Source organism: Galbitalea sp. SE-J8 (genome assembly GCF_030345695.1).
Taxonomy (GTDB): Bacteria; Actinomycetota; Actinomycetes; order Actinomycetales; family Microbacteriaceae; genus JAUASV01.
The window spans coordinates 112,294-131,110 of record NZ_JAUASV010000008.1; the positions used below are offsets into that span (position 1 = coordinate 112,294).

Consider the following 18,817-nt stretch of genomic DNA (forward strand, 5'->3'; position numbering starts at 1 on the left):
CGTGCCGCTCCCCGAGCCGACACTCCCGCTCCCCGAGCCGACGCTCCCGCTCCCGCTCCCGCTCCCCGAGCCTGCCGAGCTCCCTGGGCCTGTCGAAGGGTTCACGCGGCGTACACCTCCAGTGCGCCGGCGACTCCCGCCCCCGCGGTCAGCGCGAACCCGCCGCGAGCGAGCACGTTCTCGAGGGCCGCGAGCGTGGTGAGCACGGCATCCTTCCGCGCGTTGTAGCCCATCGTGCCGATGCGCCAGACCTTGCCGTGCAGCGGACCGAACGACGTGCCGATCTCGATCGCGAAGTCGTCGAGCATCGCGGTGCGGGCGCCGTCGGCCGGGATGCCGTCGGGCACGACGACGCCGACGACGTTGTTCATCCTGACGCTCCGGTCGCCGTACAGTTCGAGGCCCATCGCGGTGAGCCCCGCGGCCATCGCGGAGCCGTGCAGCGCGTGCCGCGCGACGGCCGCGTCGATGCCCTCCTCGACGAGCAGGCGCGCGCACTCCCGCGCGCCGTAGAGCATCGTCGTGGCCTCGGTGTGGTGGTTGAGCCGGCGCGGCCCCCAGTACTCGAGGATCTGCGCGAGGTCGAAGTAGTTGGAGCGGATGCGGCGCTCCTGCGTCTCCTCCCCGTCCGCCCGGATGCCGGCCTCGATGCTCGTGCGCGCCTCGATGAGGGCGCGGGCGCGGTCCGAGATCGTGATCGGGCTCGACCCGGAGGGGCCGCCGAGGCACTTCTGCAGACCGGCGGTCGCGACGTCGACGCCCCACGCGTCGGTGCGGAAGGTGTTGCCGCCGAGGCTCGCCGTGACATCCGTGTACAGGATGACGCCATGCCTCTCGCAGATCGCGCCGAGCTCGTCGAGCGGCTGTGCGAGCGTCGTCGAGGTGTCGCCGTGCACGATCGCGAGGATCTTCGGCGTCGTCTCGCGTATCGCGGCCTCGATCTCGCTCGCGGTGAAGACCGTGCCCCACTCGCGCTCGACGACATGGACGTCGGCGCCGCAGCGCTCGGCGATCTCGCGCAGCAGGTGCCCGAAGCGGCCGAACACGGGCACGAGCACGCGGTCCCCCGGCTCGATGAGGCTCACGAGCGCGGCCTCGATGCCGGCCCGGCTCGTGCCGTCGATGAGCAGCGTGGCGTCGTTCGCGGTCTGGAAGACGTCGCGGTAGAGCGCCTGGGTCTCGCTCATCGCATCCGTCATCCACGGATCGAACTGGCCGACGAGCCGGGCGCTCATCGCGCGCAGCACGCGCGGGTCGGCGGAGATCGGCCCCGGGCCCATGAGCAGGCGCGCGGGCGGGTCGATGGGCAGGGCGGCGATCGACGGGGTCACGGCATCCTCTGAGTCATTTGTTCCGGCAAGGTCATTCTACGGAACGAATGTTTCAGGGGAGTGAACGCGGCGGCGACATCACCTCCAGGTGAGCTTGATCTGCTTCGTAGCCGCGCCGGTCACATACGGGCTCGGCTTGATCAGGATGCGGAAGTAGTAGGTGCCGCGCTTGAGAGGCCTGATCTTGCCCTTGACGTGCACGCCGTTGAAGGGCTGCGTTCGGAGCTTGTACGTCAGCGGGGCGTAGGAGGGCGTCGTGGACGACTCGTCGGCCTTCCATTTCTTCGCGCCCTTCTTCCTGTACTGGATGACGATCTTCGCGTCCGGTCCGAGACCGTGGACCGTCGGCGAACTGACCCGGATGCGCTTGCGGTACTTCGCCGACTTGGCCTTGGTCTTCCAGCCGGTGATCGTCGTCGTGACCTTCGAGACCGTGACCGTGACGGGCGCACTCTGCGCCGCGCCCACGATCGTCTTCACCGAGTAGTCGTCGTTGTAGTACTGCTCGCCCGCACTCGTGAGCGTGAGGGTGTATGTGCCGGCGGGCACGCTGCCGTAGTCGAACACCGCGTAGCTGAGCGACTTGATGATGTCGAGGGTGCCGTTCCCGGCGGTGTCGACGTCGGCGGCGTAGGGCCGGGCGTACGTGGCCCCGTTCGCGACGATCGTGAGGTCGAGGTCGCCGCCGTAGCGCGGATCGAACGCGTTCGTGCTGAACGGCAGCGTCGCCGCCCCGAGTGCCGGAACGGCGACGGCGGTGGTCGCCGGGTTGATGAACCCGGCGATCGGCTGTTCCGTGGCGGCGCTCGCGGGCGCGGCGATGCCGCCGAGGACGAGGGCGGATGCGACCGCGGCGACCGCGGCGAGCTGGAGGGATTTCACGTGGTGCTCCTGGGTGGGTGGGACATCCGCGCTTCCCCTGCGCACGGAATGCTCAGACCCTCCCAAACGGGGGGCATGGACGGGGTCGTTCCTCCACAGGCCCCGGGCGAGAGGCACGGGCGCCGGCCCGGAGGGCGGGGCCCGTTCGCTCGACGAAGTCGACTAACTGGTGCTGTTTTGACGGTTTGACGGATGCCCGGTGGGAGCGGATCCGGGCGCGGCTGCCGTCGTCCTCTGGTCGTCCCGGTCGGGCGCGGTGGCCGGCGACCCACCCATGTTCCCCATCCTGGCGGGCCACCGTCGGTGCGCCGGGCAAGACCCGGGCGACCGCGCACGCGCCGCGAACGTGTCCGGGCCGACAAGGCCTACGCGTCCCGGGCGGTCCGGCAGGACCTGCGCGAACGAGGCATCACCGCGGTCATCCCCGAGCCGTCCGACCAGATCGGGCACCGCAAATGACGCGGCTCAGCAGGAGGCCGCGAGGTCCGAAGTGGAGTTTGCGCTGCGCGAACTCACTCAGGATGTTGGGCCTCGCGACGATTCCTGACTTGATTCTTGGCAAGTGTTCCCTCGAGCGTCACGGAGGCGCCAACCGACGTCGGCAGCGGCATGAACTCTGATCTCGCAACGTGCCGCCCGGACGCACGCGCACCCGCCGACGGCACGCGTCATCGGGCGAGCAGCGACGCCCCGCGATCCACGAGCGCGAGATCCGCGAGCGCGAGATCGATGAGCGCGAGGTCGCTGAACCGCGGCCCGACCAGGCACAGCCCGACCGGCGCGTCGAACAGCGAGCCGGCGCGCGGCACGCCGAGTGCCGGCACGCTCAGCCCCGGACGCCCGCTGAGCCCGGCGATGCACGTGAGCCGCAGCGTGCCGCTGCGGGTGCGCTCGATGTCGCCCTCGTCCGCGGTCGTCGACGGCGCGACGGATGAGGCGCTCGGCAGCAGCAGCACGCGGTCGCCGAGCGCTGCCTCGATCTCCGCACGCGCGCGGGCGGCCGCGGCCCGCGCATCCGTCTCCTGCTCGGGGGTGACGGATGCCGCGAACGCGAAGCGGCCGGCGACCGCGCCGCCCAGCGCACCGCCGTTCACGCCGCCGTGGGCCTCGATCCAGGCTCCGTGCGAGCGCCACGCCTCTGCGGCCTGCACGACCCGGAACGCCTCGACCCAGCGCTCGACGTCGACGTCGACGCCGACCTCGGCCGCCGTGGGCGCCGACCCGAGGAAGCGCTCGAACGCGTCCCGCACGTCGGGCTCGAGCACGTCGAGCAGCGCGGGAGCGACCGCGAACTCGGCGCCGACCGCGCGCTGCGCGCCCGCATCGAGCGAGGCCGCCGCAGCGCGCCGCAGCGTGTCCGCGTCGCGCGTGAGCCAGCCGACGGTGTCGAACGAGGGCGCGAGCGGCAGCAGGCCGCCGGTCGGCACCGCGCCGTGCGTCGTGCGCAGCCCCCACAGTCCCTGGTAGCTCGCCGGCACGCGGATCGACCCGCCCGTGTCGGTCGCGAGCCCGATCGACGCCTGGCCGAGCGCGACGGCCGAGGCGGGTCCGCTCGACGAGCCGCCCGGGATAGCCCCGGGCACCGCGCCGTTCGGCGGGGTGCCGTAGTGCGGGTTGCGCCCCGCGATCGAGTACGCGAACTCGTCGGTGTGCGCGATGCCGGCCAGGTCGGCGCCGTGCGCGGCGAGCGCCTCGACGGCCTCGGCGTGCTCCGGCTGCGGACCCTGCCCGGCGAGGTAGGCGGGCACGCCGCCGCCCGTCGGGTACCCCGCGACCGCGAACAGGTCCTTGACCGCGACGGTCTCGCCGTCGAGGCCCCCCGGCTCCGAGGCGGGCGCGAGCGGTGCGCCGACCACTCGCCAGACGGATGCCGCGACCGCGGGCGCGGGAAGGCTCACGTGCGCCGCCGCGACCTTCCAGGCGCCGGCATCCGTCGCGGGGGGCGCCGGGCTCGGCGCGGGGGTCAGGCTCGGCGCGGCCGCCGGGCTCGGCTCGGCCGCCGGGCTCGGCTCGGCCGCCGGGCTCGGCTCGGCCGCCAGGCTCGGCGCGGCCGCCGGACTCGGCGCGGCCGCCGCACTCGCATCCCCCGGGACGCGGCGCCAGAGCTGCGTCTGCTGGCCCCGGCCGCCGGTGAGCGGCAGGGTCACGGCGATGACGAGCGCCGCATCCGCGCCGATCGGACGCACGTCGACCGGGCCGAGCTCGCGCTTCGGCGCCCCGCCGCGTCCGCGCCGGAACGCGCTGATCGCGTCGTGCCCGACGAGGATGCCGCCCGCGTCGCCGCGCAGGGTGTCCGGGGCGTCGACGAAGAGATCGTCGAGCGCCGCGAGGTCGTTCGCCATGAGCGCGCGCTCGTAGGCGAGGAACGCGCTCTCGAGCCCCTCGGGCCAGCCGCCGCTCACGCGCCCTCCTCTGACCCGAGCGTGTTACTCGAACCGGTCCGGGATTCCGGCCGATCTCGGGTAACTCGCTCGGGTGAGCGGGGCGGCTCGTCCGACCAGGGCACCCCGCCCGACCCGGGCAGCTCACCCGACCCGGGCGCCCGGTCGAAGTCCGCCGTGCGGATGCGCGCGTGCACCCCGCTCACGCGGTCGACGACCTGCGAGATGTCGAAGTCGGTCGCGGCCGAGAGGTAGGCGAGCGCGTGCTCCGGATCGAGGCCGTAGCGCTCGCCGAGGAACGCGATCGCGGTACGCACCGTCTTGCGCACCGCCTCGTCGAGGTCGAGGTCGATGCCCGTCGGCACGGCGTACTCGGGCGTCGCGACGAACGGGCCGGTGAGCGCCGAGAGGCCGAGCGACGCGCGATCCGCGGCGGGAACCACGTCGAACCGCACCGTCGCGCGCAGGCTCGCCTCCATCGCCGTGAGCGCGACCTCGCCATCGCCCTGCGCGAAGTGCGGATCGCCGACGTAGGCGAGCGCGCCGGGCACCTGCACGGGCAGGTAGAGCGTCGTGCCGGGCACGAGCAGGCGGATGTCGATGTTGCCGCCGTGGTCGCCCGGCGGCACCGAGTGCGGGCGCTCGTCGCCCGCGACGGCGACGCCCATCGTGCCGAGGAACGGCGCGAGCGGAAAACGGATGTCGTGCGGCCCGCCGAGCACGCGCGGCATCGTGCCGAATGCCCCCGTTTCGTCCACGGCGGCGAACACGCTCACGACGGATGCCCCGCCGCGCGGGAACTCCCCCGGCAGCGCGCCGCGCCCGTGCCGATTCGAGATGACGCCGTACGGCACGCGCGGCAGCAGCTCGACGACGGTCATCGCGAGCAGATCGCCGGGCCGGGCGCCGCGTACCGCGATCGGCCCGGTGACGACGTGCGGCCCGTCGACGGCCGGGTCGTGCGGATGAGCGGATGCGGCGAGCGCCACCGCGTCGTCGAGCACGCCGTCGACGGGCACCCCGAACCGCGCGAAGAACGCCGCCGGATCGCGACCCTGGTCCTCGAGGATGCCCTCGTGGCTCAGGGTGTCGATCGTGACCGCGGTGCCCGGCTCGATCGTCAGCACCGCCGCATCCGTCGCGCACGGCAGCCGTCCCCAGAGCACGGTCTCGAGCGTCGCGGGCAGGTAGATCTCGGACCGGATCGCACCCGTTCCGGGCTGCAGCACCGTCATCCGCCCATCCTCCCCGTCCAGGAGCCGCCCCCTTCGCTAGTAGATTCTGAGCCTATGCCGTCCCGCCTGCTCGCCGATCGCGACCGCCTCCACACCGGCCTCATGCTCGCCCTGACGTTCTCGACGGGCGTCGTCGACTCGCTCGGCTACCTCGGCCTCGATCGGGTGTTCACGGGCAACATGACCGGCAACGTCGTGATCCTCGGCATGGCGCTGACGGGTGCCGAGAACCTGCCGATCGCGGGTCCGATCATCGCGCTGGCCCTGTTCATGCTCGGCGCGCTCATCGCGGGACGCGTGCTGCGCAACCGGCCCGTCGGCTGGTCGGCGCGCACCACGGGGCTGCTGTTCGTCGTCGCCGGGGTGCTGCTCGTCGCCGCGGTGCCCGAGATCGCCGTCCAGGCGCCGCGGCCCGAGTGGCTGACCTACGGAGTCACGGGCGCGCTCGGCTTCGCGATGGGCACGCAGGCGGGCGCCGCGCGCCAGGTCGCCGTCAAGGACGTCACGACCGTCGTCGTCACGTCGACGCTCGTCGGGCTGGCGTTCGACTCGCACTTCGGCGGACGGGGCAGGCAGCCCTGGTTCCGCCGCCTGGCCGCGGTCGTGCTCATCGGGCTCGGCGCGCTCTCCGGCGCGGCCCTGCTGCGCGTGCACCTGGGCTGGGGCATCGCGCTGTCGTTCGTCATCACGATCTCGGTCGCGATCCTCGGCCACGTCGGCCGCCCGGCCCCTGCCCCGGCCCCGACCCCGGCCCCTGCCCCTCGCGCGTGAGGACGTTTTGCGCGCGTGAGGACGGTCCGGGTCGTCCTCACACGCGCAAAACGTCCTCACGCGGGCGGGTCACACGCGCGCTGAGTCACACGCGCGCGGGTCACGCGCGCGCGGGTCACACGCGGGGCGAGTCACGACGACCTCCGCTTGGCGAACTCGACACCGCCGCGCACGACGACCCGCACTCGATCGCCCACGGCCGGCCGCACGCCGCGCACCTCGGCCGACAACTCGCCGTCCGCCACGACGACGCGTACACGGAATCCGTCCTCGATCGGGGTCACTCGCACGATCGAGCCCTCAAAGCCGTCAGGGTCACCGGAGCCAGAACCTTCGACGTCCCCAGAACCCGCAGCCCCAGAACCAGCCCCAGAACCCGCAGCCCCAGAACCCGCGCCAGAACCCGCAGCGCCAGAACCCTCCGCGCCCCGGGCCTCGAGCGTGACGTGCGCGGCCCGCGTGAGCAGCACGGAGCGCTCTCGCCGGATGACGCCGTCGTACCCGAGGAAGCGGGCGACCGCCTCGCTCGGGGGCGCGTCGAGCACGCGCTGCGGCTCGCCCTGTGCGACGACCCGGCCGTCCACCAGCACGACCACCCGGTCGGCGAGCGCCCACGCCTCCGCGCGGTCGTGCACGACGACGAGCGTCGCGCCGGCGCGACCGCGGATGACGGATGCCGCATCCTGCAGCAGGCCCGCCCGCGTCTCCGCGTCGAGCGACGCGAACGGCTCGTCGAGGACGAGCACCTCGGGGTCGACGGCGATCGCCCGGGCGAGGTGCACCCGGCGCTGCTCGCCGCCCGACAGCGCGGTCGCCCGGCGATCTCCGAGCTCGGCGGCCCCGAGCGCCGCGAGCGCACGGTCGGCGCGTCCGCGGCGCTCAGCCCGTGGGATCCCCCACCAGGCCTGCGCGATCTCGACATTCGCGCGGGCGCTGCGGCGCGCGAGCCCCGGGTCCTGCAGCGCGGTCGCGACCCGGCCGTGACGCTCGATACTGCCCGCGGATGGTGCGACGATGCCGGCGATCGCGGAGACCAGGGTGCTCTTGCCCGCGCCGTTCGGTCCGAGCACAGCCGTCACCTCACCGGCCCGCAGGTCGAGGTCGATGCCGTCGAGCACGACGTCGCGCGAGCGAGTGACCCGCAGCCCGCGCACGCGCACGAGCGGCTCGCCGGGCACCGCATCCGTCACGAGCGGGCACCCACGCGGGGCGCGACGCGACCGCCGCCGTACTGGAGCGCGGTGAGCGCCCCGGACACGATCGCGATGAGCACGAGGAGCACGATGCCGATCGCGAGGCCGCCGGCGAAGTGGCCCGCCTCGACCTCCGACAGTGCAGCGCTCGCGAGCGTCTGGTCGAGGCCGTTGATGTTGCCGCCGACGAGCACGACGGCGCCCACCTCCGAGAGCGCCGAGCCGACCGCGGCGATGAGCGCGGCGAGCACGCCGACACGGGCCTCGCGCAGAGCGAGCACGGCGACGGATGCCCGGCCCGCTCCGAACGCGCGGGCCTGGTCGAGCAGTCCGGTCGGCACCGAGCGCACCGCTGACGCGGTCAGCGCCACGATGATCGGCAGCGCGAGCACGGTCTGCGCGACGTAGACGCCCTGGAGCGTGAACAGCAGGCGCAGCGGGCCGAGGGGGGCCGCCGGGAACATCAGCAGCGCGAGCACGAGGCCAACGACCACAGGCGGCAGTCCGAGGCCGGCGTTCGCGAGAGCGAGCCCGGCCCTGCGCCCCGGGAAGCGGCCGATGCCCAGAGCGACACCGGCCGGCAGGCCGATCACGACCGCGATCAGAGTGGGGATAGCCGCCACCTGGAGCGTGACGACGGTGACATCGCGCAGATACGGGTCGCCCCCCACGATGAGCTGCCACGCCTGCACCAGGCCGTCGACGACGTAGTTCATCCGCCGTCGGGCGAGGTCCGCGCCGGGGCGGGGGTCGGATCCGTCACGTACACGAGCCGCCCGTCGGTCAGCCGGTACACGGTGCCCACGGGGTCACCCTCCCCGACGACCGTGCCGATGTCCCCGTCGGGCACCTCGCCGCTCTTCTGGCCGGGCTGCACGACGACGTCGTCGGATCGGCGCACGCCCGTCCCGATGAGGGCAGGCGAGAGGTTGAGCGACGAGAGCGCTGCGATGAGGAACGCGACGGCGAGCACGATGCCGACGTCGAAGAGGTTCACGAGGCCGTCGAGCGGGTCGCCCGCGCGATCCGCCGAACGCCGCGATCGGGGGGTCACGCGGATCACTCCGCCACCGCCTCGGAGGTGAGCACGGCGGCGACATACTCGAGATCCGAGTAGTCCTGACCGTAGAGGCGCTCCCGCACGAGTGAGATCGCGAACGCGACGACGCCGATCAGGATGCCGAGCACGGTGACACTGAACGCGACCCGGAGATTCTCGGTGAGAGCGTCGATGTCTCCGTTCGCGAGCCCGCTGAGCGCGGGCGAGAGCGGGATGAGCGTGCCCATGAGGCCCAGCGCGGGACCGAGTCGCACGAGCAGCCGGGTGCGTCCGAGCCGCCGTTGCGCCCCGAAGTCGAAGTCGGCGAGCTGTTTCGCCACCCGGGCCTCCGCGGCCGTGCCGCGCGGCGTCGAGCCCACGGTCTGCACGATGGCGTCGAGCGCGGACCGCATCGACTCGGTGCGCGCGACCGGCTCGACGACCCGCCGGGCGGCATCCGGATCTCCGCCATCCAGCTCGTTCCGCGCGCGATCGGCCGCCGCGGCGACGCGGTCGAGCCGCCGGCCGCGACGGCGCACGAGTTCGGTGACGAACGCGCCGAGTTCGATGATCGTCCAGGCGAGTGCCACGAGCGTGACGACGACGACGGGCAGCTCGAGCACCGCGGCGGCCGCGAACACGGCCTGGTAGATCGCGTCACTCATCGGATCGCTCCCGTTCGGCGGGGTCGCAGTCGGCGCAGCATTCCGCTCTCGCCGAGCACCCCGATTGCCAGCAGAGCCACGGTAACGGCTCCCCCGACCGCGCCCCAGCCGAGCGACCCGCCTCCGGCACGCTGCTCCGGCGCGGTCGCCTGGAGCGCGCCGTCGGCGGATGCGGTCGGCTCGGGCCCGCCGGGTGCGGAGATGAGCACCCCCGATATCTCGCGCTGCGACGATCCGGCCGTCGAACCGGGCGTGTCGGCCGGGGACGGGATCGGAGACGGCTCGGCCGGAGGCGGGGACGGCTCGGCCGTGGCCTCCGGCGTCCGGGACGGGGCCGTCGTCGCATCCGACGGTCCGGTCGTGCCCGAGTCGTCGCGGTGGCCGTCGTGCGCGTGGCCGGTGCTCCGGTCGTGCGTCCGCCCGCCGACATCCTGCCCGGCCCCGTCGGCCGGGCCCGTCGTCGGCGCCGCCGGCGTCGTCGATTCGCCGCCCGCGGGAACCGAGGGCGGCGCGCTCGGCAGCACGGCCGGTTCGCCGACGGTCACGAACACGCGCCCGGACACCCCGAGACTGCCGTCCGCACCGCGCACGATGACGCGCGCGGCGTAGCGCCCCGGTGTCGAGTAGGCGTGCGATGCGACGGCGTCGCCCGCGACCGGCGCCCCATCGCCGAAGTCCCACGCGTAGTCGAGCCCGGATGCCGTCACACCGCTCGTCGTGAACGTCACGGTGCCGCCAGCGTCGACCGAGTCGCGGTCCGCGGAGAGCGTCGGGGCCAGCAACGACCCCGACGTGTGCAACGTGAGGTCGACGACGCCGTTCGCGCTGGTCTGCGCCAGGTCATTGGGCTGATCGTCGTCGCGGAGCGGGCGGACGTATCCGAGCGCGTCGCTCCCGGCGACGTAGAACGCCGGGAGGAGCCCGCTCGGAAACGGGTAGCCCGCGTCCGCGGGATCGCCGAGGTCCGCGCTCGACAGGGTCATCGGCCCGGTCGACGCGACGGTCACCTCGGCGAACGAGACCGAGCCGGCCGGGATGCCGACGACGTCCTGAACGAGGGAGCGCACCGAGATGCCGGCGAACTGGTCGCTCGACGTCGTCCCCCCGGCGACCGAACGCAGCTCGTACGACGCGCTCAGTCCGCCCGCCTGCACCTCGGCGAACGACACGACGACGTCGCCCGTCATCGTCCCGACGATGTGCACGGCGACGCAGGCGCCGCCGTCCGGGCACGTCGACGCCCCCGACGCGGGCGGGACCGCGACGGGGGCGAGGACGGCGACCGCGGCGAACGCGACCGCGAGGGCACGGCGTCGGGTCAGTGCAGCGTCACCGTCTTCTTCGCGGAGGTGCTCGCCACCGAGTGCGGGCCGGAGTACTTGACCTGGAGCTTCCAGGTCAGCCTCTTCCACGCGTGCTTCTGCGCCCCGAGCTGGTACCGGATCTTGACGGTCTTCGTCCCGGCCCCCACGGCGACCGTCTTGATCACGTGCAGTCCCGACGTCGTCGTCTTGCTGTTGCGGCCGTACAGCGCGATGACGCCGTCACCCGCTGCGGCCTTCGGGCTGAGCGTCACCGTGATGAGACCCGAGTGCTTCTTGCTCACCTTGACCGAGGAGATCGTGGCGGTCGACTTTGTCGTGACGATCACCGTGCCCAGACTGGTCGTCGCCGCCGCGAGCACGTCGCCGAACACCGGCGACAGCGACGCGTTCTCGACCTGCGAGATCGACGGCACCGCGATCGCGTACCGGAGGTCCTTCGACGGCGAGTACGCGATCGAGTACGCACCCGTGGCATCCGTTCGCGTCGAAGCGACGACCGCGGGTGCCGCATCCGGGGTGCTCAGCGACACGCCGGTGAGGGTCACGGTCTTGTCGGCGAGCGCCGGCGTGCCGGGCGTCGCGTTCTTCAGCGTGCCCGTCACGGTGATTGCGCCGCCGCGAACGACGGAGGACGGCGGGGCGCTCGCGGTGACGATCGGCGCCGCCGACGGGATGAACGGCGCGTCGCCGCCGGCTCCGAGGTACGCCCCGATCGAGCTCTGCGCCGGCGCGGACGTGATCCAGTTCAGGAACGTCACGGCTCCCGCGGTGTTCACCGATCGCGTGCTCGCGCTGATCGCGTACGCGTGAAACGAATTGACGAGCGCGGTGCTGGTTCCTCGCGCGGAGTCCGCGTTGTCGCGCGTGACGATGCCGAGGGTGTGGATGCTGTTCTGCGACTGCAGGTAGTTGAACGTGCCGCGATCGGTGAACACGTAGCAGCCGCCGCCACTGTAGTTGCAGACGTCGGCGTTGACGATGTTCGGTGCCTGCGTGAGTCCTGTCGCGTGGTACCACGACGGGTAGCTGATCGTGTTCGGGCACGCGCCGGACGTCGTGCTCGGCGACGTGCCGCCGCCGTTCGCGTCGCTCATGGTGCACAGGCGCTGGCCGCTCGTGAGGCTCCAGATCGCGTGCTCCTGCACGGTCGTGCCCGGCGTGCCGCCGCGCGAGACGAAGTTGGCGGTGCCGGCCTCGCCCGCAGCGGCGATTCTCTCGAACGCCGTCGCGATGTCGTGCGGGGCCGAGGTCAGCACCCCCGCCGGGTCGTTCGCCGGGCCGAGGAGCACGTAGTCGCCCCAGAAGATCGCGCGACCGTAGCCCTCCTGCGAGTATCCCTCGGCGACGAACTGGTTCTCGAGCGATGCCGCATGAACGAGGAGCGCGTCGGCGCTGCCGGCCTGCGCGAACTCGATCGCGGCACCGGTGCCCTTGCTGACGTACTGCAGGTCGTACTGCGGGTAGGCGGCCTCGAACTCGGGTTCGATGACGTCCTGGACGAGGTTGGAGTCGTAGACGTCGCTCGTACCGACCACGATGAGCGGCGTGCGATCGGCGGCCTGCGCGGCCGGGAGCGCCAGGACCTGCGACGCGAGCACGGCGAAGGCCAGCCCCACGGCGCCCGCGAGGCGCCTGGCGGACGGGGCGGACAGGGATGCGGACATGCGGCGGGGATCCCATCTCACGGAGCGGATGCACGCGCGCGACGCCGTCGTCCGCACGTGCGGATTGCAAGGCACCATCTAACCGCAGATGCGGCATCCGGCGCGAGGCTCGGCAGCGGCATCCGTGAGATGCGACGATCGATCCGTGCCCGACGCGACCTCGCCCCGCTACGCGCGACAGACGATCCTGCCCGAATTCGGGCCGGAAGCGCAGCGGCGCCTCGCGGCGGCGCGCGTGCTCGTCGTCGGCGCCGGCGGCCTCGGCAGCCACGTCATCCCGGCGCTCGCCGCGGCCGGCGTCGGCGAGATCGCCGTGGTCGACGACGACGTCGTCGAGCTGAGCAACCTGCACCGGCAGACGCTGCACGGCGTCGACGATCTCGGCGCGTTCAAGACCGCGTCGGCGGCCGAGTCCGTCGCGCGCCTCGACCCGGACGTGCGCGTCACGCAGCACCCCACCCGCTTCACGGCCGGGAACGCGCTGCGCATCGCGGCGGATGCCGACCTCGTCATCGACGGCAGCGACAACTTCCCGACGCGGTACCTCGCGAACGACGTCGCCGTGCTGCTGCGCCTGCCCCTGGTCTGGGGAGCCGTCTCCCGGTTCGGCGGCCAGGTCGGCGTCGCGTGGGCCGCGCGCGGGCCGCACTACCGCGACCTGTTCCCCGCTCCCCCGCCGCCCGGGAGCGTGCTCTCGTGCGCGGAGGGCGGCGTCTTCCCCGCGACCGTCGCGGTGATCGGCGCCCTCATGGCCGCCGAGGCGCTCAAGGTGCTCACCGGCGTCGGCGAGCCGCTCGTCGGCCGGATCGCGCTCTACGACGCGCTGACCGCCTCGTTCGAGAAGGTCGCCTACGACCGCGACCCCGCGGGCGTGCCCGTCGAACGACTCATCGACTACGACGCGTTCTGCGGCACGGCGGCCGACGAGTCCGACCCGGTGTCGGTCACGCCGACCGAGCTCGCCGCCGAGCTCGCCGCAGAGCCCGCCGCCGAGCCCGCCGCCGACGTGCGGCTCATCGACGTGCGGCTCATCGACGTGCGCGAGCCGTGGGAGCACGACATCGCCCACCTCGCCGGCGCCCGCCTCGTGCCGCTCGCGACGCTGCCCGACGCGGTCGCGGGGCTCGATCCGGACGCGCGCTACGTGCTCTACTGCCACCACGGCGTGCGCTCCAGGAACGCCCTCGACTACCTCGTCGCACAGGGCTTCACCGGGGTGCGCCACCTCGAGGGCGGCATCGACGCCTGGGCCCGCGAGGTCGCGCCCGGGATGCCGAGGTACTGAGATGCCGAGGAACTGAGCGGATGCCGCACCACGCCCACCGACCGGCGCCGTCCGTCGACGAGCACGCCGATCGCATCCGCTCGCTCGTCGCGTTCGACGGCGACGAGGAGGTCGCGCTCGCCGGCCTCCTCGACCGCGTGCTCGCGTACGACGTGGCCTCGCCGGTCGACCTGCCGCTGTTCCGCAACTCGGAGCGCGACGGGTTCGCCGTGCGCGCCGCCGATCTGCCCGGCGTGCTGCGCATCGTCGGCGAGATCGCGGCGCGTCCCGTCGACGAGCTCCCGCACCTCGCCCCCGGCACGGCCGTGCGGATCATGACCGGCGCTCCCGTGCCGGCGACCGCGGATGCCGTCGTACAGGTCGAGGACGTCGCGGTCGACGGCGACACGGTCACGGTGCCGGACACGGTGCCGGCGGGCCGCTGGATCCGCGACCGCGGCTCGGACCTCGCGGCGGGCGGCACCATCCTGACCGCGCCGCGGCGACTCGGCAGCCGCCACCTCGCCGCGCTCGCGGCGGCCGGCGTGCCCGCGGCCCGGGTGCGGCGCCGCCCGCGCGTCGCGCTGATCAGCACGGGCGCGGAGCTCGCCGAGCACCCGACCCGGCTCGGCGAGATCCACGACGCGAACCTGCCCGCGCTCGTCGCCGCCGTCCGGCAGGCGGGTGCCGATCCCGTGCTCGCGGAGCGTGTCAGCGACGACGCGGGAGCGTTCGCCGCCGTGCTCGAGCGCGCGGTCGCCGCATCCGACGTCGTCGTGACCTCGGGCGGCATCTCGATGGGCGACCACGAGGTGGTGCGCGACGTGCTCGGCGACCGCGGCTGGTTCGGCCACATCGCGATGCAGCCGGGCGGCCCGCAGGGCGTCACGGTCGTCGACGGCGTGCCGGTGCTGAGCTTCCCGGGCAATCCGGTGTCGACGCAGCTGTCGTTCGAGGTGTTCCTCGCGCCGCTGCTGCGTGCCCGGACGGGCGCGCCGGGCCCGGCCCGCGTCACGGGCACGCTCGCCGAGCCGGCCACCTCGCCCGCGGGCAAGCGGCAGTTCCTGCGCGGGCGGTGGCTCGACGACGGCCGGGTCGCCCTCGCGAGCGGCCCGCAGTCGCACCTCGTCGCGGGCCTCGCCGCGGCCGACTGCCTGCTCGTCGTGCGCGAGCACGTCACCGAGCTCGCCGCCGGCGACGTCGTGGAGACTTGGTCGCTATGAGCTCGCTCTCCCACCTCGACGGCGACGGCCGCGCCCGCATGGTCGACGTCGGGGCGAAGGCCGTGACGGATCGCGAGGCCGTCGCCACCGGGCGGGTCGAGACGACCGCGGAGGTCGTCGCGCTCGTGCGCGCCGACGGCCTGCCGAAGGCCGACGTGCTCGCGACCGCGCGCATCGCCGGCATCCAGGGCGCGAAGCGCACGAGCGAGCTGGTGCCGCTGTGCCACCCGCTCCCGCTGAGCTCGGTGAACGTCGACTTCGGGTTCGACGCGGCCGACGACGCGACGGATGCGGCGATCACGATCACCGCGACGGCGCGCACGACCGGGCGCACGGGCGTCGAGATGGAGGCGCTCACCGCCGTCGCGGTCGCCGGACTGACCCTGCACGACATGATCAAGGCGGTCGACCCGGCCGCGACGCTCACCGACGTGCGCCTGGAGCGCAAGACGGGCGGCAAGTCGGGCCTCTGGGAGCGCCCGAGCACCCCGCCCGCCGACCGAGGAGCGCCCGAGCGCAGCACCCCGCCCGCCGGTCGAGGAGCGCCCGAGCGAAGCACCCCGCCCGCTGGTCGAGGAGCGCCCGAGCGAAGCACCCCGCCCGCCGGTCGAGGAGCGCCCGAGCGAAGCACCCCGCCCGCCGGTCGAGGAGCGCCCGAGCGAAGCACCCCGCCCGCTGGTCGAGGAGCGCCCGAGCGAAGCACCCCGCCCGCTGGTCGAGGAGCGCCCGAGCGAAGCGAGGACGCGTCTCGAGACCACACCGCTCCCCCCGCCGACCGAGGAGCGCCCGAGCGCAGCACCCCGCCCGCCGACCGAGGAGCGCCCGAGCGCAGCACCCCGCCCGCCGGTCGAGGAGCGCCCGAGCGAAGCGAGGACGCGTCTCGAGACCACACCGCTCCCCCCGCGATCGTGGTCGTCGCGAGCACCGGCGCCGCCGCCGGCACACGCGTCGACGCGACGGGCCCGCGCATCGCGGCCTGGCTCGACGGTCACGGCCTCGGCACCGCGGAGGTGCGCGTCGTGGCGGACGCGGACATCGCATCCGCCCTCCGCGCCGCGGTCGCCGAGCGCCCGCGGGTGATCCTCACGACGGGCGGCACGGGCATGAGCCCGACGGATGCCACCCCCGAGGCCACCCGCCCGCTGCTCGACCGCGAGCTGCCGGGCGTCGCCGAGGCGATCCGCGCGCGCGGCGTCGCGCATGTGCCGACCGCCGCGCTCTCGCGCGGGCTCGCGGGCGCGGCGGGCGACACGCTCGTCGTCAACCTGCCCGGCTCGTCGGGCGGCGTCGCCGACGGCCTGGCCGTGCTCGACGACCTGATCGACCACCTGCTCGCCCAGATCGCGGGCGGCGGGGCGCATGAGTGAGACGACGGATGCCGTGGTCGCGGCATCCGTGACCGAGGGGCCGATCGACGCCGAGTCCCTCGAGCGCGCCGTGCTCGGGCGGGCCGACGGCGCGCTCGTCACGTTCCGCGGCGTCGTGCGCGACCATGACGGCGGACGCGGCGTGACCGCGCTCGAGTACGAGGCGCATCCGGATGCCGCGGACTTCGTGCACGCCGCGTGCGTCCGCATCGCCGAGCGTTTCAGCGCCGACGCCGTGACGGTCGCCGCGGTCCACCGCGTCGGCGCCCTCGCGGTCGGGGACGTCGCGCTCGTCGCGACCGCGGCATCCGCCCACCGCGCCGTGGCCTTCGCTGCCTGCCAGGAGCTCGTCGACGACATCAAGGCGACAGTGCCGATCTGGAAGCGCCAGCGCTTCACCGACGGCGAGAGCGAGTGGGTCGGCCTCTAGCGTCGCGGCGCTCGGCCTACACCCCACGTGAGGACGGGATGCGCGTGTGAGGACGGTCTGCGCCGACCTCACACGCGCAGAACGTCCTCACACGAGGGGGGGTGTGCTGCGCGTCAGCGGAAGATCGCGTCGACCTGCCGGTTCGCCTTCTCGAACGTGTCCGGATCGGCACCGGCCAGGAACGCGTCCATCGTCGGGCCCATGATCTCCTGCAGGCGGGTCCAGCCCAGCACGACCGGCGACGGCACGGCCGTGCCCTCCTGCTGCTGCACGGTGAACGCCGACACGTCGACGCCCTGATCGGCGAACGCGGCGGCCGCGAGCTCCGACGAGCCGCGCAGCGCAGGGAACACCCGGGCCTGCTTCGCCACGAGGTCCTGACACTCGGGCGTCGCGAGGAACGCGACGAGTCGCTTCGCCTCCTCGGGGTGCTTGGTGCCGGCCCACACGGAGTCGCCGAGCGCCGTGGTCACGGTCGCGCGCGACCCGGTCGGGCCGATCGGCGTCGGCGCGATCCCCACCGGGAAACCGCCGGCGGATGCGATGGCGCGCGCGTTCCAGGAACCCTGCGTGATCATGTTCGATTAACGCCCTCGGGCCCGCGAGTTAGCAGGATATGACATCGCCACCACGCTCGCCCTTGCCCATCGGATCACGTCCTTACGATGCAGCGCAACCTGTCGCCCGCTGGGTTCCATTCAAAGTCCAAAAATCTACTTGACAGATGCCACTGATGCGAGGAACGTGATTGGTGCTCGGCGACCTCGCTGGGCACCAATCTTGGGAGAAGAACATGGCAACTAAGAAGTTGCGATTGCTGGTCGCCGCGGGCGTAGCTGTCGTGGCATTGTTCGGCGCGATCGGCTTGAGCTCGACAAGCGCCCACGCCGAGGACATTTCGGTGACGCCGACGCACGAGGCCGCGGACTACCCTGCTACCTTCTACGGCTCCGGAGATCACTGCGCAGCAGACATCACTGCGAATGTGGTCATCTGTGCGCAGTCCCGCGCGGCGCTACCCGCTCTAGTGCAAGCGACGACTGGGAAGACTCTTGTGCTCGACTCTTCCGCGTCCGCCGCGGTCACGCCTCAGAGCACGTTTGTGCTCGGAACGATCTACTCCTACCCCAACTACGGAGGTTCGTCCTTGGACCTCTACGGCATCGGTACGAGCTGCAACGGGGCCACGTGGGGATTCGCGAACCTCGCCAACTTCGGCTGGAACGACGACATCGACTCGTTCAAGAGTTGGGGCACGTGCAAGACAACGCTGTACGAGAACGCCAACTATGGCGGAGCGCACTATGGGCCGTACGCAAATAAGGCGACCATCGGAATTATGGCGAACAACGCTTCGTCGCTCGTGTACAGCAGCTAAGTCCTAACCGTCGAGTCGTAAGAGCTAGTGTCGCGTGTCGTTAGTTCCTAAATGGTTGGTGGTTTGGGACAATTGGTCATGGCGAATTCTCCTGCTCCGGCGTTGCTGCTTCGTGATGGTGACAGGGACGAGTTGGCGTCGTGGACGCGGTCGACGGCGATCCGTGCGGGCCTGTCGATGAGGGCTCGGATCGTGCTTCTCGCGTCGGATGGAGTCGCGAACGCGCGGATCGCGGCCGAGGTCGGAACGACGACGACATCGGTGTGGAAGTGGCGGAACCGGTATGCCGAGGCAGGACTTGCGGGGCTGGGTGATGCGTCGCGTTCGGGGAGGCCGAAGCGTGTCGATGATGAGCGGGTCATCACGGCGACGCTTCAGCCGCCGCCGAAGAAGTACGGGGTGACGCACTGGTCGTCGAGGCTGCTGGCGGGTCACCTGAAGATCGGGAACGCGACCGTCGCGCGGGCGTGGCGTAAGTACGGGGTCCAGCCGTGGCGGTCCGAGACGTTCAAGTTCTCCACCGATCCGGAGCTGGTCGGCAAGGTCACCGATGTCGTCGGACTGTACTTGGCGCCGCCGGAGAACGCGATCGTGTTGTGCGTGGACGAGAAGAGCCAGATACAGGCGTTGGATCGGACCGCGCCGATGCTGCCGATGCGGATCGGTGAC

18 protein-coding genes and 1 pseudogene are annotated in these 18,817 nt (G+C 72.9%); 8 read left to right on the top strand and 11 right to left on the bottom strand.

All coding sequences use genetic code 11. The features are described 5' to 3' along the window. Window positions 1–101: 101 nt before the first annotated feature. A complete protein-coding gene (locus QT381_RS07555) occupies window positions 102–1,331 on the bottom strand; it encodes a pyridoxal-phosphate-dependent aminotransferase family protein (RefSeq protein ID WP_353889759.1) in 1,230 nt (409 codons plus the stop codon). 78 nt (window positions 1,332–1,409) lie between these two features. Next, window positions 1,410–2,213, bottom strand: a complete 804-nt coding sequence (locus QT381_RS07560; protein WP_289248241.1) for a hypothetical protein — start codon at window positions 2,211–2,213, stop codon at window positions 1,410–1,412. A gap of 306 nt (window positions 2,214–2,519) precedes the next feature. Here QT381_RS07560 and QT381_RS07565 point away from each other — a divergent pair. Next, a pseudogene (locus QT381_RS07565) lies at window positions 2,520–2,669 on the top strand (IS5/IS1182 family transposase); the annotation flags it as partial. 212 nt (window positions 2,670–2,881) lie between these two features. Here QT381_RS07565 and QT381_RS07570 read toward each other — a convergent pair. Beyond that, window positions 2,882–4,615, bottom strand: coding sequence for an AtzH-like domain-containing protein (locus QT381_RS07570; protein ID WP_289248243.1), 1,734 nt, complete (start codon window positions 4,613–4,615; stop codon window positions 2,882–2,884). Next, window positions 4,612–5,829, bottom strand: a complete 1,218-nt coding sequence (locus tag QT381_RS07575; RefSeq protein ID WP_289248244.1) for an acetamidase/formamidase family protein — start codon at window positions 5,827–5,829, stop codon at window positions 4,612–4,614. The genes QT381_RS07570 and QT381_RS07575 overlap by 4 nt, the downstream gene beginning before the upstream one ends. Before the next feature lie 54 nt (window positions 5,830–5,883). On the opposite strand from QT381_RS07575, the gene QT381_RS07580 reads away from it, so the two are divergent. Further along, entirely contained in the window at window positions 5,884–6,600 is a 717-nt protein-coding gene (locus tag QT381_RS07580; RefSeq protein ID WP_289248246.1) for a YoaK family protein, read from the top strand. 131 nt (window positions 6,601–6,731) lie between these two features. Here the strand turns inward: QT381_RS07580 and QT381_RS07585 are convergent, their stop codons facing one another. The 6 genes from QT381_RS07585 to QT381_RS07610 form a co-directional block, all read right to left on the bottom strand. After that, window positions 6,732–7,790, bottom strand: coding sequence for an ATP-binding cassette domain-containing protein (locus tag QT381_RS07585; RefSeq protein WP_289248247.1), 1,059 nt, complete (start codon window positions 7,788–7,790; stop codon window positions 6,732–6,734). After that, window positions 7,787–8,509, bottom strand: coding sequence for an ABC transporter permease (locus QT381_RS07590; RefSeq protein ID WP_289248248.1), 723 nt, complete (start codon window positions 8,507–8,509; stop codon window positions 7,787–7,789). Before QT381_RS07590 ends, QT381_RS07585 begins: the two co-directional genes overlap by 4 nt. Then, window positions 8,506–8,847, bottom strand: coding sequence for a DUF2149 domain-containing protein (locus tag QT381_RS07595; protein ID WP_289248249.1), 342 nt, complete (start codon window positions 8,845–8,847; stop codon window positions 8,506–8,508). The genes QT381_RS07590 and QT381_RS07595 overlap by 4 nt, the downstream gene beginning before the upstream one ends. A gap of 5 nt (window positions 8,848–8,852) precedes the next feature. Next, window positions 8,853–9,497 carry a MotA/TolQ/ExbB proton channel family protein gene (locus QT381_RS07600; RefSeq protein WP_289248251.1) on the bottom strand — a complete coding sequence of 215 codons (645 nt, stop codon included), beginning with the start codon at window positions 9,495–9,497 and terminating at the stop codon, window positions 8,853–8,855. Beyond that, window positions 9,494–10,684 (bottom strand): PKD domain-containing protein, encoded by a 1,191-nt coding sequence (locus QT381_RS07605; RefSeq protein ID WP_289248253.1) that lies wholly within the window; start codon window positions 10,682–10,684, stop codon window positions 9,494–9,496. The genes QT381_RS07600 and QT381_RS07605 overlap by 4 nt, the downstream gene beginning before the upstream one ends. Before the next feature lie 131 nt (window positions 10,685–10,815). Continuing rightward, the gene (locus tag QT381_RS07610; RefSeq protein ID WP_289248255.1) at window positions 10,816–12,486 is read right to left on the bottom strand and encodes a substrate-binding domain-containing protein; all 1,671 of its coding nucleotides are present in this window, start codon (window positions 12,484–12,486) and stop codon (window positions 10,816–10,818) included. A 145-nt stretch (window positions 12,487–12,631) separates the two neighbouring features. Here QT381_RS07610 and QT381_RS07615 point away from each other — a divergent pair, with 145 nt between their 5' ends. The 4 genes from QT381_RS07615 to QT381_RS07635 are packed head-to-tail and all read left to right on the top strand — an operon-like array spanning window position 12,632 to window position 16,770. Beyond that, window positions 12,632–13,771: a ThiF family adenylyltransferase gene (locus tag QT381_RS07615; RefSeq protein ID WP_289248256.1), complete on the top strand. Its 1,140-nt coding sequence runs from the start codon at window positions 12,632–12,634 to the stop codon at window positions 13,769–13,771. A 20-nt stretch (window positions 13,772–13,791) separates the two neighbouring features. Then, on the top strand, window positions 13,792–14,973 hold the full coding sequence (locus QT381_RS07620; protein WP_289248257.1) for a molybdopterin molybdotransferase MoeA: 1,182 nt from the start codon (window positions 13,792–13,794) through the stop codon (window positions 14,971–14,973). After that, the gene (gene moaC / locus QT381_RS15745) at window positions 14,970–16,340 is read left to right on the top strand and encodes a cyclic pyranopterin monophosphate synthase MoaC (protein ID WP_353889760.1); all 1,371 of its coding nucleotides are present in this window, start codon (window positions 14,970–14,972) and stop codon (window positions 16,338–16,340) included. Before QT381_RS07620 ends, moaC begins: the two co-directional genes overlap by 4 nt. Beyond that, window positions 16,333–16,770 (top strand): molybdenum cofactor biosynthesis protein MoaE, encoded by a 438-nt coding sequence (locus tag QT381_RS07635; RefSeq protein WP_289248258.1) that lies wholly within the window; start codon window positions 16,333–16,335, stop codon window positions 16,768–16,770. Before moaC ends, QT381_RS07635 begins: the two co-directional genes overlap by 8 nt. Window positions 16,771–16,883: 113 nt before the next feature. Here the strand turns inward: QT381_RS07635 and QT381_RS07640 are convergent, their stop codons facing one another. After that, window positions 16,884–17,348: an extracellular solute-binding protein gene (locus QT381_RS07640; protein WP_289248259.1), complete on the bottom strand. Its 465-nt coding sequence runs from the start codon at window positions 17,346–17,348 to the stop codon at window positions 16,884–16,886. A gap of 215 nt (window positions 17,349–17,563) precedes the next feature. Here QT381_RS07640 and QT381_RS07645 point away from each other — a divergent pair, with 215 nt between their 5' ends. Together QT381_RS07645 and QT381_RS07650 are read left to right on the top strand one after the other, a co-directional pair. Beyond that, a complete protein-coding gene (locus QT381_RS07645; protein ID WP_289248260.1) occupies window positions 17,564–18,148 on the top strand; it encodes a beta/gamma crystallin family protein in 585 nt (194 codons plus the stop codon). 78 nt (window positions 18,149–18,226) lie between these two features. Beyond that, window positions 18,227–18,817: IS630 family transposase (locus tag QT381_RS07650; RefSeq protein ID WP_289248261.1), on the top strand; the 591-nt coding region annotated here is incomplete at its 3' end.